The following is a 13,629-nucleotide window of genomic DNA, read 5'->3' on the forward strand; positions in this document are numbered from 1 at the left end:
CACGAGCGGCAACGAGCAGCAGCGAGCAGAAATGAGCAGCAGCGAGCAGCAAGGGCAGCCGCGGCGGCCTCGGTCAGGGGCGCCGCGGCCCCTCCCGTCCGGCAGGCGCACCCCCGGCGGCTCCCGAGTGGAGTAGTTCGTCGCTCTGTGCGACGCTTCTAGGAGTCGTTCACGCTGCGCAGACCGGGCGTCGCCTTCCGGACCCGCGAGCAGCTCCCGAGCAGCAACGGAAGCCGAGCCGTCCTCCCCGCGCCACGGGCCGCATCACGGACCCGGGCCACGGACCACGTCAGGGACGAGGGGCGGCCGAACTGAAGACACGCGTTGCCGACGGATTCCCTCCGCTTTTTCTTTCCCTTCCCGTCCCGTACGACGGGCTGTCGGCGGCCGCGCGCATGCGAAGGAGGCTCGTCATGGGCAGGGACTGGAATCGCGCACTGGTGACCGGCGGGGCCGGCTTCATCGGTTCCCACATCTGCGAGCGGCTCCTGGCCGAAGGCACCGAAGTGCACTGCGTCGACAACCTGTCGACCGGATCCGCGGCCAACTTCCGTCACCTGGAGGCGGATCCCCGCTTCCACTTCGCGGAGGCGGACGTCACCCGGCCCGGCAGTCTCGGCTCCGTCCCCGGGCCGGTCGACCTGGTGCTCGACCTGGCGTGCCCCGCCTCCCCCGCCGACTACCTGCGGCTGCCCATCGAGACGCTGGAAGCGGGCAGCGACGGCACGCGCACGGCGCTGGACCTGGCCCTGCGCGACGGCGCCCGCTTCCTGCTCGCCTCCACCTCGGAGGTGTACGGCGACCCGCTGGAACACCCTCAGCGCGAGCAGTACTGGGGCAACGTCAACCCGATCGGGCCGCGCAGCGTCTACGACGAGTCCAAGCGCTACGCCGAGGCGCTGGTGAGCGCGTACCGGCGCACGCACGGCGCGGACACGGCGATCGTCCGCATCTTCAACACCTACGGCCCCCGGATGCGGGCCGAGGACGGCCGGGCCGTGCCGACGTTCATCCGGCAGGCCCTCGCGGGCGAGCCGGTGACGGTCGCCGGGGACGGCAGCCAGACCCGCTGTCTCACCTACGTCGACGACACGGTCGACGGCATCCTGGCCCTCGCCGCGAGCGGTCACCCGGGCCCGGTCAACATCGGCGGCTCCGACGAGAAGTCGGTGCTCGAACTCGCCGAGCGCATCATCGGCCTGACCGGCTCCGCGTCCACCATCCGCTTCGTGGACCGCCCGGTGGACGACCCCGGAAAGCGCCGCCCCGACACGACGACGGCCCGCCGGCTGCTGGGCTGGCAGCCGCGCGTGGGCTGCGAGGAAGGGCTCAAGCGGACCGTCGAGTGGTTCGCCCGCTCCACCCTGCCCTAGCCGCGCCGCGATCCGAACGTGCCCCCTGCCGTGCCCTGATCAGGCCCCCGCCCGGAGACGGAGCAAGCCATGCGCATCCTCGGAATCAACGCCCTCTTCCACGACCCCGCGGCCGCTCTGGTCGCCGACGGGAGAATCGTCGCCGCGGCGGAGGAGGAGCGGTTCTCGCGGCGCAAGCACGGCAAGCGGCCGGTCCCGTTCGCTGCCTGGGAGCTGCCGGTCCAGTCCGCGAAGTGGTGTCTGGACCGGGCCGGGCTGCGCCCGGCGGATCTCGACGCGGTCACCTACTCCTACGACCCCGCCCTCGCCCGCCCGGCGGAGTCGATGGAGCTCGACGACCCGTGGGACAGCCTGCGCCAGACGTACGCCAGGGAGGCGCCGCAGTTCCTGGCGGAGGCGCTGCCGGGTCTGGACCCGGAGCAGGTGCGTTTCGTTCCCCATCACGTCGCGCACGCCGCCTCCGCGGGGCTCGCCGCGCCGGACCGCGACAGCGCCGTCCTGGTGCTGGACGGGCGCGGCGAGTGCGCCTCGCACCTGGCGGGGGTGTACCGGGGCGGTCATCTGGAGGTGCTGGCCGCGCAGGACCTGCCGTCCTCGCTGGGGCTGGTCTACGAGGGCCTGACCGAGCACCTGGGCTTCCTGCGCAGCAGCGACGAGTACAAGGTGATGGCGCTGGCGGCCTACGGCAAGCCCCGGTTCCTGACGGAGATGCGGGCCCACATGTACGCGACGGGGGACGGTGGTTTCGCCGCGCACGCGGTGCCGTGGGCGGCGCTGACCGAGCCGCGGGCCCCGGGGCAGGAGTGGACGCAGGACCACGCCGACCTGGCGGCGAGCACCCAGACGTGCCTGGAGGAGGTGCTCCTCGACCTGGTGCGCTGGCTGCACGGCCGGACGGGTGCTCAGGCGCTGGCCATGGCGGGCGGGGTGGCGCTCAACTGCGTGGCCAATTCGCGGATCGCCGAGGAGGGCCCCTTCCGCCGGGTGTGGGTGCAGCCCGCGGCCGGTGACGCCGGCACCGCACTCGGCGGCGCGCTGCAACTGGAGGCGTCCGAGGGGCGGTTGCCGGATCCGATGGAGGGCGCGGACCTGGGCCGGGAGTGGTCGGACGAGGAGCTGAGGGGCTGGCTGGAGCGGGCGCGCGTGCCGTACGAGCGGCCTCGCGACATCGCTGAGGCGGTGGCCGAGGAGCTGGCGCGCGACGGCATCGTGGCCTGGTTCCAGGGGCGCAGTGAGTACGGGCCCCGGGCGCTGGGGCACCGGTCGCTGCTCGCCCACCCCGGTCACGTGGCCAATCTGGAACGGCTGAACCACGTCAAGGGCCGCGAGGAGTTCCGGCCGGTGGCGCCGATGGTCGCGGCGGACCGGGCCGCGGAGATCTTCCAGGGGCCGCTGCCGAGCCCGTACATGCTCTTCGTCCACGGGGTGAAGCAGCCGTGGCGGGACCGGATCCCGGCGGTCGTGCACGTCGACGGCACCGCGCGGATCCAGACGGTCGACCCGGCGCGCGAGCCGCTGGTGGCCCGGATGCTGGACGCGTTCGAGCGGCGGACGGGGCTTCCCGTGGTCGTCAACACCAGCCTCAACACGGCGGGCCGGCCGATGGTCGACGATCCGCGGGACGCCCTGGAGTGCTTCGGCTCGGCACCGGTGGACCTGCTGGCGATCGGCCCGTACGCGGTGCGGCGGAGCCGGTTCTGCGGGACGGGGGAGGCGGCGTGAGCACTCCCGTGGACTACGCGGTGGTCATTCCCACCCTCGGGCGCCCCTGCCTGGACGACTGCCTGGCCGCGCTGGCCCGCTCCGTGGGCCCGGCGCCGCGCGAGGTGGTGGTCGTGCACGACCGCCCGGGGCCCCGGCACGGGCGGCCGCCGCTGTCGCTGGAGGCGCTCGGCGACCTGCGCCGGGTCGCCACGCTGCTGTCCGGCGCAGGGAAGGGGCCGGCCGCGGCCCGCAACAGGGGCTGGGCGGCGGTGACCGCGCCCTGGGTGGTCTTCCTCGACGACGACGTGCGCGTGACGCCCGCGTGGCGCACGGAGGTGTGCCGCGACCTGCAGCGTGCGGCGCCGGGGACGGGCGGGGTGCAGGGCGTCCTCGACGTGCCGCTGCCCGCCGGGCGGCGGCCGACGGACTGGGAGCGCGCCACCGCCGGGCTGGCCGGGGCCCGCTGGGCGACGGCCGACATGGCCTACCGCACCTGTCTGCTCGACTCCGTGGGCGGCTTCGACGAGCGGTTCCCGCGGGCCTTCCGGGAGGACGCCGAGCTGGCCCTGCGGGTCATGGCCGCGGGGTGGCGGCTGGAGAGGGGAGGACGCGTCACCCGGCACCCGGTGCGCCCCTCCGGCGCCTGGGCGTCGCTGCGCCGGCAGGCCGGCAACGCCGACGACGCCTTGATGGTGCGGCTGCACGGCCGCACCTGGTGGGAGCGGGCGGAGGCACCGCGCGGGCGGCTGCGGCGGCACGCGGCCGTCACCGCCGCCGGGGCCGCCGCGGCGGTGTTCGCCCTGGCCCGCCGCCCGCTCGCCGGTGCGGTGGCCGGGCTCGCCTGGGCCCTGGGCACCGCCGAGTTCGCGTGGGCCCGGATCGCTCCCGGCCCGCGGACCCCGCAGGAGGTCGCGGCCATGGTGGCCACGAGCGTCGCCATCCCCCCGGCCGCGGTCTGGCACCGGCTGCGGGGCACCGTGCGCCACCGCGGCGCGCAGCCCCTGCCCGGCCGAAGCGCTCCGCCGGTGCCGGTGCTGCCCGGGCGAGCGGCACGGAAGGAGCCCACGCCATGAGCGGCCGTCCGCGGGGCGCAGGGCTGCGGGCCCCCTCCCCGCTCCCTTCGGCCGTGCTGTTCGACCGGGACGGCACGCTGATCGAGGACGTGCCCTACAACGGCGACCCCGCCCGGGTCGTGCCGCTGCCGGGCGCCGCCCGGGCCCTGGCGCTGCTGCGCAGGCGGGGCGTGCGGACGGCGGTGGTCACCAATCAGTCGGGCGTCGGCCGGGGGCTGCTGGCCTCCGGTCAGGTGCGGCGGGTCAACGCACGGGTGGACGCCTTGCTCGGTCCCTTCGACGTGTGGCGGATCTGCCCGCACCACCCGGACGCCGGCTGTGCCTGCCGCAAGCCGGCCCCCGGGCTGATCCTGTCGGCCGCCCGGGCCCTGGGCGTCGCACCGGCACGGTGCGTGGTGATCGGGGACATCGGCAGCGACATGGAGGCGGCGGCCGCCGCGGGCGCGGCGGGAGTGCTCGTACCCACACCGGTCACGCTGCCCGGCGAGGTGGCCCGCGCACCGCGCTCGGCCCCGGACCTGACGGCCGCGGTGCGCATGGTGCTCGACGGGGCCGTGCCCGGGCCCTTGGCACTGCCCGGCCCGGCGGTGCGGGCGCGAGGGGGTGGCCCGCGGTGAGAGCCATGGTCGCGCGGATGGACAGCTTCGGTGACGTGCTGCTCGCCGGGCCGGCGGTGCGGGCGGTCGCCGCCCGCGCCGAGCACACGACGCTGCTGTGCGGCCCGCTCGGTGCCCCCGCGGCGCGCATGCTGCCGGGGGTGGACGAGGTGATCGTCTGGGACGCGCCCTGGGTGGGTTTCGACCCGCCGCCGGTGGACGCGCCGGACGTGGCCCGGATCGTCGCCCGCATCGGCCAGGACCCGCCGGACGAGGCCCTGATCCTGACGTCGTACCACCAGAGCCCGCTGCCGCTGGCGTTGCTGCTGCGCATGGCCGGTGTGCGGCGCCTGGCGGCGGACTGCGAGGACTACCCGGGAGCGCTGCTGGACGTCCGGCACCACCGGCGGCCGCACCGGCACGAGGCGGAAGCCGCGCTCGACCTCGCCGAGGCGGCGGGTTTCCCCTTGCCGGAGGGCGACGACGGGCGGCTCGCCGTCCGCAGGCCGCCCGCGGACGGCTGCCCGGCCGGTGAGGACGGCTGCGTGGAGGACGGCTATGTGGTCGTGCACCCCGGTGCGGCCGTGCCGGCGCGCCGCTGGGGGCGCGAGCGGCTCGCCGCGACCGTGCGGCTGCTGCTGCGGGCCGGCTACCGGACGGTGGTGACCGGCGGCCCCGGCGAACGGGACCTGACGGCGTTCGTCGCCAACGGTGCCGCCCTCGACCTGGGCGGCCGCACCACGCCCGCCGCGCTCGCCGGTGTGCTCGCCCGGGCGGCCGTGGTGGTGGCCGGCAACACCGGCCCCGCCCACCTGGCCGCCGCCGTGGGCACCCCGGTGGTGTCCCTCTTCGCGCCCGTGGTGCCCGCCGAGCGGTGGGCGCCCTTCGGGGTTCCGCACGTGCTCCTCGGGGACCAGGGGGCGCCGTGCGCGGGCAGCCGCGCCCGGGTCTGCCCCGTCGCCGGGCACCCGTGCCTGAACGAGGTCTCCCCGGAGGACGTCCTGGCCGCCGTGGAGAAGCTCGCGGGACGCGCGCCCGGCCTCGAACCCGGCCCGCACGGGGCGGGGACCGCCGAACGGACGGAGTGATCGCCGTGAGGATCTTGCTGTGGCACGTGCACGGCTCGTGGACGACGGCGTTCGTCCAGGGCCAGCACACCTACCTGGTGCCGGTCACCCCGGACCGGGGGCCCGACGGGCTGGGCCGCGCCGTCACCTTCGACTGGCCCGGCTCCGTCGTCGAAGTGCCCCCGGAGCAGCTGCGCGACGCCGGCGCCGACGTGCTGGTCCTCCAGCGCCCGCGGGAATTCGAGCTCGCCCGGCAGTGGCTCGGCCGGCGCCCCGGACGGGATGTGCCCACCGTCTACCTGGAGCACAACGCGCCGGGCGGCCCCGTACCCGACACGCGGCATCCGGCGGCCGACCGGCCCGATCTGACGATCGTGCACGTCACCCATTTCAACCGGCTGTTCTGGGACTGCGGCACGACCCCCACCACGGTGATCGAGCACGGCATCGTCGACCCCGGGCCGCTGTGGACGGGCACGCTGGAGCGGGCCGCCGTGGTGGTCAACGAGCCCCTGCGACGCGGCCGGACAACCGGCACCGACCTGCTCGGCCGCTTCTGCGAGGCGGCTCCCCTGGACGTCTTCGGCATGCGCACCGAGCGCGTCGCCGAGCGTCTCGGGCTTCCGCGCGAGCGGTGCCGGGCGCAGGACCTGCCGCAGGCGGCGCTGCACCGCGCACTGGCCGAGCGCCGGGTCTACCTCCACCCCGTGCGGTGGACGTCGCTGGGCCTGTCGCTCCTGGAGGCCATGCACCTGGGCATGCCGGTCGTGGCCCTGGCGACCACCGAGGTGGCCGAGGCCGTCCCGCCGGGGGCGGGGGTGGTCTCCAACCGCCCGGACGTCCTGTGCGACGCCCTGCGCGGCTTCCTCGCCGATCCTGGGGCGGCCCGGGAGACCGGCCGTGCGGCCCGCGCGGCGGCGCTCGCCCGGTACGGCCTGCCCCGGTTCCTGGACGACTGGGACCGGCTGCTCAAGGAGGTGACCCGATGAAGATCGTCATGGTGTCGGAGCACGCGAGCCCGCTCGCCGCCCTCGGCGGACCCGACGCGGGAGGCCAGAACGTGTACGTCGCGCGCCTGGCGGACCGGCTGGCCGGCCGGGGGCACGAGGTGACCGTCTACACGCGCAGGGACAGCGAAGCCCTGCCCGACCGGGTGCCGCTGCCGTCGGGCGCCGTGGTCGAGCACGTACGGGCCGGTCCCGCCCGCGCGCTCGCCAAGGACGACCTGTTCGAGCACATGCCCTGCTTCGGCGCCCGCCTCGCCGAGGCCTGGGAGCAGGAGCCGCCAGAAGTGGTGCACGCCCACTTCTGGATGTCCGGCCTCGCCGCGCTGCTGGCCACCACCCACCTGACGGTGCCGGTCGTCCAGACGTACCACGCGCTGGGCACGGTCAAGCGCCGCCACCAGGGTGCCGCGGACACCAGCCCGGCCGGGCGCCCCGACGTCGAACGGCGGATCGGCATGTCCTGTGCCAGGATCCTGGCGACCTGCTCGGACGAGGTGCGGGAGCTGCGGGCCATGGGCATACCCGGGCACCGCTGCTCCGTCGTGCCGTGCGGCGTGGACACCGGCCACTTCACCCCGCACGGGCCCCTCGCGCCCGCCCCGGAGCGCCGGGAGCGGCACCGTCTCCTCGCCATCGGCAGGCTCGTCGCCCGCAAGGGCTTCGACCTCGCGCTCCGCGCCCTCGCGGACATCCCCGGCACGGAACTGCTGGTGGCGGGCGGCCCTCCCGGCGCCGCTCTGCAGACGGACCCCGAAGCGGTGAGGCTGCGGGAGCTGGCCGGGCGCCTCGGCGTCGCGGACCGGCTGGTGCTGCTGGGCTGCGTGCCGCACGAAGAGATGCCCTCGCTGATCCGCAGCGCCGACGTGGTCCTGTGCACGCCGGTCTACGAGCCGTTCGGGATCGTGCCGCTCGAAGCCATGGCCTGCGGCGTGCCGGTGATCGCCACGGACGTGGGCGGGCACCGCGACACCGTCGCCCACGGCGAGACGGGCCTGCTGGTCGAGCCGGGCAGCCCCGAGCACCTCGCGCAGGCGGTGCGCGGCCTCCTCGGTGCTCCGCAGCGCCTCGCGTCCTTCGGCAGAGCCGGGCGGGCGCGCGTGCTGAACCGGTTCACCTGGGATCACGTGGCCCGGGGCGCGGAGGAGGTCTACGACCGCGTCGCCGCCCCCGCGTCCCTGCCCTCCGGAGGTGCCCGATGACCACCACCCGTACGTCCCGGCCCGCCGGCGCCGCGCACGGCGACCACTGCGGCCGCCTCCTCGCCGCGCTGGAGCGGTTCCGCGCCGAGCACGTGCACACCGCCGAGCGCTGGGGCGCCCGGCTCGCCGCGACCCTGCCGGCCGGCGGCCGGCTGCTCGCGGCGGGCAACGGCGGCAGCGCCGCCCAGGCCCAGCACCTCACGGCCGAGCTCGTCGGCCGCTACCGCGCGGACCGGGCACCGTTCTCCGCCATCGCCCTGCACGCGGACACCTCCAGCTGCACCGCGATCGTCAACGACTACGGCGCGGACGAGCTGTTCGCGCGCCAGGTGCGGGCGCACGCCCGCCCCGGCGACGTCCTGATCCTGCTGTCGACGAGCGGCGCCAGCCCCAACCTGCTGTCCGCCGCCGCTGCCGGGCACGAGTCGGCCGCCCACGTGTGGGCGCTGACCGGACCCGCGCCCAACCCCCTGGCCGCAGTCAGCGACGAGACGCTGTGCGTCGAGGCGGCCACGACCGCGACCGTCCAGGAACTGCACCTGGTGGCGGTGCACTTGATGTGCGGCGCCTTCGACACGGAACTCGGCGTGCAACCGGGTTGAGGCAAGAAGCCCGAACGAGAAAGGGGCCGGCGGCCCATGGACGACATGAGCGGAACCACTCCCCTGGTGGTCGTCGGGGACACCCTCCTCGACCGTGACCTCGTGGGCACGGCCGAGCGGCTCGCACCGGACGCCCCCGTCCCGGTCCTCGACGGCTGCTCCGAACACCTCCGGCCCGGTGGCGCGGCGCTGGCCGCCTGCCTGGCCGCCCGCGGCGGACGCCCGGTCACCCTGGTCACCGCGCTGGGCACGGACCCGGCGAGCCGGCAGGTGCGCGAGCTGCTGGAGCCCGTCGTGACGCTGGTGGAGCTGCCCCTCGACGGCGGCCTGTCCGAGAAGACGCGCGTCATGGCCGGCCGGCGGCCCGTGGTCCGGCTGGACCGCGGCACCGGCCGGGCCGCCGACGCGACCGACGCGGCGTGCCGGGCCGTGGCACAGGCCCCGGCCCTGCTCGTCGCGGACTACGCCCGGGGCACGGCCGACGCGATGCGCGACGCGCTCGCCAGCCGGGCCGTGCGCGCCACCCTGGTGTGGGACCCCCACCCCCGCGGCGGCCCGCCCGTACCGGGAGCCCGCCTGGTGACCCCGACCGGCGAGGAGGCCCGCCGGTTCCTGGGCCTGGAAGAGGCCGCCGACGACACCGGCGGCGAGGACCTGCTCACGGTGGCCCGCATGGCCGAACAGCTGGTCGGGCGCTGGCAGGCCGCCGGAGTGGCCGTCACCCTCGGCGCGCGGGGCGCGCTCCTCTCCCACGGCGACAGCCCCCTGCTCGTGCCGGCGGCCACCCGGCACGACGGCGACGCGTGCGGAGCGGGAGACTGCTTCGCGGCAACGGCGGCCGGGCTGCTGGGCGACGGCGCGCTGCCGGCCGAGGCCGTGCAGGGCGCGGTGGCGGCGGCCACCCGCTACGTCGCCGAGGGCGGCGCCCGCACCGCCGTCCGGGAGCGCGTCCCCGACGAGCCCGCCGGCCCGGAGACCGGGGCCGCGGGCGAGGAGCCCGACGACGGCGTCCGGCTGGCCCACCGGGTCCGGGCGGCCGGGGGCACGGTCGTCGCGGCGGGCGGCTGCTTCGACCTGCTGCACGCCGGGCACGTCAGCATGCTCCAGCAGGCCCGGGGCATCGGCGACTGCCTGATCGTCTGCCTCAACTCGGACGCCTCGGTACGCCGCCGCAAGGGCCCCGCCCGCCCCATCAACCCGCTCCCGGACCGCATCCGGGTGCTGCGGGCCCTGCAGTGCGTGGACGCGGTCGTGGCCTTCGACGAGGACACCCCGGAGCGGCTGGTCGCCCGGCTGCGCCCGCACGTGTGGGTCAAGGGCGGGGACTACTCGGTGGAGCAGATGCCCGAGGCCGCGCAACTCGCCTCCTGGGGCGGGCAGGCCGTCCTCCTGCCGTACGTCGACGGGCGGTCGAGCACCCTGCTCGCCACGCGCGCGGCCGCCGCGCACGAGCGCCGCGGACGACCGGTCCCGGGGACGGAGCCGCGGTGACAGCCCCGGCGGAGGAGCCGGAGCTCCTACCGCAGTCACGATCCGGGCGGAGGATTCAGATCTCCTCCTCCATCCGGACGGCGTCGCGCAGCGCGTCGAAGGCCTTGCCGTCGCCCGTGCCCTCGTGGTGCTCCAGCAGGGCCTCGGCCACCGCGTCGAGCTTGCGCTGGATGGCGTGCTCGGCCCGCAGCTCGGAGTTCTTCAGCAGGGCGAGCAGCAGGAGCGTCACGCACGTCATGAGGCCCGCGGCGAGCAGCTCCAGCTCGACCGAGAGCCGTAGGACGTGCATGGCCACGAAGTTCACCACGAGCAGCAGGCACAGCCCGAAGAACGGCCGGGAGCTGGTGAAGTGGGAGGCCTTCTCGGCGAACCGCTCGAAGAGGCCCCTGCGGTCACCGTCGCGATGGGCGGGATGCTGGATTCTCACCCGCCGCGGGGTACCCGCCCGCACAACGGTCATCCGTGGCCGGGCCCGTTGTCACACAACTGCGCACCACAGCGCGCACCCCGGCCCGCGTCGTGTGAAGGTGGCCGGGCCGGGCCTTCGCGGAAGGCCGCGAGCCGGCGCACCGAGGAAAGGGGCCCCGTCGTGACCCACGACCCCGAACCCGACCGCACCCCCGGCCTGGAACCGGGCGGCGGAGTGCCGCCCGGCGAGACCCCGCCGGGCGAGGACAGCACCAGCGGCGCCGGCCCGCGGGACGACCTCTCGCGGGGCTGGGGCAAGGCGCCCGTCATCGTCATCGGCACCATGGTGGTGCTCTTCGCCGTCACCGTGCTCATCTGGGCCGCGATCGTGTGACCACGGCCCGGACGGGCTCGGGCCGCGGGCCCGGACCGGCTCGGGCCGCGGCCTCGGGCCGGCTCAGGCCGCGGGCTGGAAGACCGGCTCGGCGGCGGCGGGCACGGCGGCCGGGACGGCCACGGGCCGCGACGGCGTGCGGCGGCGCCGGGCGAGGGCACCGGCCGCGATCACGGCGACGATGACGACTCCGCCGATCACGAGCGCGCCGCGCTCACCGGCCCCCTGCACCAGCAGGCCCAGCAGCGGCGGCCCGGCCAGACTCCAGCCGGTGCTGACGCTGCGCCACACGCCCAGGACACGGCCGCGCATGTGCGCCGGCGGGTCGGTCTGCAGCACGGTCGCCGTGGCGGTGTCGGCCACGGACTCGGCGATCGCCATGGGCACGACCATGATCAGCAGTACGGCGAGGACGGGGCTGAGACCGGCGACGACCTGCAGCAGGGCACCGGCGGCCGCCAGCAGGGCGACGACGCGGACCGTGGGCCGCCGCAGGCGTCCGGCCACGACGGCACCGGCGATGCCGCCGACGGCCAGCAGCGCGGAGACCAGGCCGTACGCGCCCGGGCCGCCGTGCAGCGGGCCGGTGACGAGCGTGGCCAGGGTCAGCTGGTAGTTGCGGCCCAGGACGGCGCTCACCGCACCGATGACGGCCAGCGCGACCAGGGTCCGGCGGCTGAGGAAGAAGGACAGGCCGCCGCGGGCGACCGCCTTGCGCTCCTCGCGTGTCACCGGGGCCGCCTCGGCGGCCGCGGCGGCGGCCGGGTGCAGCCGCAGGAAGGGGATGACCGCGGTCACGAAGAGGAACGACAGACCATTGATCGCGTAGGCGCCGGCGGTGCCGATCGCGGCGATGCCCACGGCGGCCAGGGCGGTGCCGGCCAGCCGGCCGACGCTGTGCACCACCGACCCGAGCGCGATCGCGGAGGGCACGTCCTCCTCGGGGACGAGGTCGTTGCCCAGCAGCGACGTCGCGGGACCGTCCACGGTGGCGATCAGGCCGGTGACGGCCGCGAGGGCCATCAGGACGGGAACGGTGAGCATGCCGAACGCGACCAGCGCGGCCGTGGCGAAGGCGACGAGCGCCAGCAGGGCCTGGCTGACCGCGGCGGTCACCTTCCGGGGCCAGCGGTCGACGACGGCGCCGCCGAGCAGCCCGAAGAGCAGGCCGGGCGCGGCCTGCACCGCGAGCGACAGGCCGGTCGCGGCGGCGGAGCCGGTGAGCTGGAGGACGAGCAGGTTCTGCACGGTCAGCTGCATCCAGGTGCCCAGGTTCGACACCAGGTTCGCAGCGGACCACCAGCGCATGCTGCGGCTGCGCAGGCAGCGCCACGGCGACCGGTTCCCGCCCGCCGGGCGGCGACGGAGGAGCGCCCGCACGGGCCGCACTGCGGCGGCTGCGGGCACAGACGTGCTGGCATGCTGGCGAGAGAAAAGGCGCAAGGCTCCGGTCCGGGGTCGTGGGCGTCCTGGGCGGCGGGCCGGCCACGATCGCGCCCCTGCCGGGCGGCGAGAGCATCCAGGGCGTCCCTGAAGCAGCAGGCCGGGAAAAACGCCGGGACCGCAGAACCGTTCCCGCGGCGCTGCTCCGGCGTCCATGACATCGTCACAAGCGCTTCCCCGCCCGGGGAAGCCGATCGGCTGTGGGGTCGCTCACCCTGAGTGAAAGCCCAGCTCAGCCGGGGTGCGGGAGGCCCGGGGCGGTGCCGCTCCGGGCACCGTGGCAACCTTGTGCAGCCAAGTCCTTACGCCGGGGAGCGGATCGCAGCGCCTGCTCCTGGCCGTCTCTGCGGGTTTAAACCCGGGACGCCCGGTCACTCGTGGTGCATGCGATGCGTCGTCCTTCCCGGCGTGTACCCCCCGCAGGAGGACACGCGCCTCCTGGCCGCCGCTCTGTGCCGCGAAGAGCTGCCGCGCGCCGCCCGGGTCCTGGATGTCGGCACCGGCAGCGGCGCTCTGGCCGTCGCCGCCGCCCGGCGAGGGGCCGCCGAGGTGACGGCGATCGACGTGTGCGGCCGGGCGGTGCTGACCGCCCGGCTCAACGGGCTCCTGGCCGGCTGCCGCATCCGGACGGTGCGCGGCGATCTGCTGTCCCCGGTCGCCGGCGAGCGGTTCGATCTCGTCGTCGCCAATCCGCCCTACGTGCCCACTCCCCCGGGCCCGCGCCCGCCGCGGGGGATCGCCCGGACGCTCGACGGCGGCGAGGACGGCCGGACGGTGCTGGACCGGCTGTGTACGCAGGTGCCCGCGGTGCTGCGGCCCTCGGGTGTCCTGCTGCTGGTCCATTCCGCTCTCTGCGGCGTACGGCCCACCCTGGCGCTGCTGGCCGCCGGCGGGCTGAAGCCGCAAGTGATCGACCGGGTTCTGATCCCGCTGGGACCGGAAACACGTGCCCGCGCCGAGTGGCTCCTCGCCCGGGGCCTCCTGGCGCCCGGCGAGGAGAAGGAGGAACTGGTGGTGATCCGTGCCCAGCGCGTCTGAGCCCCGGCCGCGGGCCCCGCGGGTCCGGCAGGAACCCGGCGGGCCCATGCTGATCGACGGCCCTGTGGAGGTCGTCACGGAGGACGGCACGATCGTGCGCTCGGACCGGCCGGTGGTCGCCCTGTGCACGTGCCGCCGCAGCCAGGTCTTCCCGTGGTGCGACACCAGTCACCGCCGCCGTCCCGCGTCCCGGCGCGACACCTCGTGACCGGCACCGTGACCGGCACGGGGTAG

General features: G+C 76.1%; 14 protein-coding genes. 12 read left to right on the top strand and 2 right to left on the bottom strand.

Going from position 1 to position 13,629, the window contains the following annotated elements; genetic code table 11:
* Window positions 1–413 precede the first annotated feature (413 nt).
* The 9 genes from ACSNOH_RS03915 to rfaE2 all read left to right on the top strand — a co-directional run bounded on the left by ACSNOH_RS03915 (window position 414) and on the right by rfaE2 (window position 10,112).
* Window positions 414–1,373, top strand: coding sequence for a UDP-glucuronic acid decarboxylase family protein (locus tag ACSNOH_RS03915; RefSeq protein ID WP_436719749.1), 960 nt, complete (start codon window positions 414–416; stop codon window positions 1,371–1,373).
* Window positions 1,374–1,442: 69 nt separating this feature from the next.
* The gene (locus tag ACSNOH_RS03920; protein WP_436719750.1) at window positions 1,443–3,095 is read left to right on the top strand and encodes a carbamoyltransferase family protein; all 1,653 of its coding nucleotides are present in this window, start codon (window positions 1,443–1,445) and stop codon (window positions 3,093–3,095) included.
* Window positions 3,092–4,150: a glycosyltransferase family 2 protein gene (locus ACSNOH_RS03925; RefSeq protein WP_436719751.1), complete on the top strand. Its 1,059-nt coding sequence runs from the start codon at window positions 3,092–3,094 to the stop codon at window positions 4,148–4,150. The genes ACSNOH_RS03920 and ACSNOH_RS03925 overlap by 4 nt, the downstream gene beginning before the upstream one ends.
* The gene (locus ACSNOH_RS03930; protein ID WP_436719752.1) at window positions 4,147–4,767 is read left to right on the top strand and encodes a D-glycero-alpha-D-manno-heptose-1,7-bisphosphate 7-phosphatase; all 621 of its coding nucleotides are present in this window, start codon (window positions 4,147–4,149) and stop codon (window positions 4,765–4,767) included. The genes ACSNOH_RS03925 and ACSNOH_RS03930 overlap by 4 nt, the downstream gene beginning before the upstream one ends.
* Window positions 4,764–5,834, top strand: coding sequence for a glycosyltransferase family 9 protein (locus ACSNOH_RS03935; protein WP_436719753.1), 1,071 nt, complete (start codon window positions 4,764–4,766; stop codon window positions 5,832–5,834). The genes ACSNOH_RS03930 and ACSNOH_RS03935 overlap by 4 nt, the downstream gene beginning before the upstream one ends.
* Window positions 5,835–5,839: 5 nt before the next feature.
* Complete coding sequence (locus ACSNOH_RS03940) at window positions 5,840–6,802, top strand: glycosyltransferase (RefSeq protein WP_436719754.1); 963 nt, start codon at window positions 5,840–5,842, stop codon at window positions 6,800–6,802.
* A complete protein-coding gene (locus ACSNOH_RS03945; RefSeq protein ID WP_436719755.1) occupies window positions 6,799–8,019 on the top strand; it encodes a glycosyltransferase in 1,221 nt (406 codons plus the stop codon). Before ACSNOH_RS03940 ends, ACSNOH_RS03945 begins: the two co-directional genes overlap by 4 nt.
* Window positions 8,016–8,621, top strand: coding sequence for a D-sedoheptulose-7-phosphate isomerase (locus ACSNOH_RS03950; protein WP_436719756.1), 606 nt, complete (start codon window positions 8,016–8,018; stop codon window positions 8,619–8,621). The genes ACSNOH_RS03945 and ACSNOH_RS03950 overlap by 4 nt, the downstream gene beginning before the upstream one ends.
* 45 nt (window positions 8,622–8,666) lie before the next feature.
* Window positions 8,667–10,112 carry a D-glycero-beta-D-manno-heptose 1-phosphate adenylyltransferase gene (gene rfaE2, locus ACSNOH_RS03955; RefSeq protein ID WP_436719799.1) on the top strand — a complete coding sequence of 482 codons (1,446 nt, stop codon included), beginning with the start codon at window positions 8,667–8,669 and terminating at the stop codon, window positions 10,110–10,112.
* 55 nt (window positions 10,113–10,167) lie between these two features.
* Here rfaE2 and ACSNOH_RS03960 read toward each other — a convergent pair whose 3' ends face one another.
* Window positions 10,168–10,539: a hypothetical protein gene (locus tag ACSNOH_RS03960; protein WP_436719757.1), complete on the bottom strand. Its 372-nt coding sequence runs from the start codon at window positions 10,537–10,539 to the stop codon at window positions 10,168–10,170.
* Window positions 10,540–10,701: 162 nt separating this feature from the next.
* On the opposite strand from ACSNOH_RS03960, the gene ACSNOH_RS03965 reads away from it, so the two are divergent.
* On the top strand, window positions 10,702–10,914 hold the full coding sequence (locus tag ACSNOH_RS03965; protein ID WP_436719758.1) for a DUF6480 family protein: 213 nt from the start codon (window positions 10,702–10,704) through the stop codon (window positions 10,912–10,914).
* A 63-nt stretch (window positions 10,915–10,977) separates the two neighbouring features.
* Here ACSNOH_RS03965 and ACSNOH_RS03970 read toward each other — a convergent pair whose 3' ends face one another.
* Window positions 10,978–12,222 (bottom strand): MFS transporter, encoded by a 1,245-nt coding sequence (locus ACSNOH_RS03970; RefSeq protein ID WP_436719759.1) that lies wholly within the window; start codon window positions 12,220–12,222, stop codon window positions 10,978–10,980.
* Between the two features lie 519 nt (window positions 12,223–12,741).
* On the opposite strand from ACSNOH_RS03970, the gene ACSNOH_RS03975 reads away from it, so the two are divergent.
* On the top strand, window positions 12,742–13,395 hold the full coding sequence (locus tag ACSNOH_RS03975; protein ID WP_436719760.1) for a HemK2/MTQ2 family protein methyltransferase: 654 nt from the start codon (window positions 12,742–12,744) through the stop codon (window positions 13,393–13,395).
* Window positions 13,379–13,603, top strand: a complete 225-nt coding sequence (locus ACSNOH_RS03980; protein WP_436719761.1) for a CDGSH iron-sulfur domain-containing protein — start codon at window positions 13,379–13,381, stop codon at window positions 13,601–13,603. Before ACSNOH_RS03975 ends, ACSNOH_RS03980 begins: the two co-directional genes overlap by 17 nt.
* The last annotated feature ends 26 nt before the right edge of the window (window positions 13,604–13,629 follow it).

Source organism: Streptomyces sp. URMC 127 (genome assembly GCF_051386535.1).
Lineage (GTDB): Bacteria > Actinomycetota > Actinomycetes > Streptomycetales > Streptomycetaceae > Streptomyces.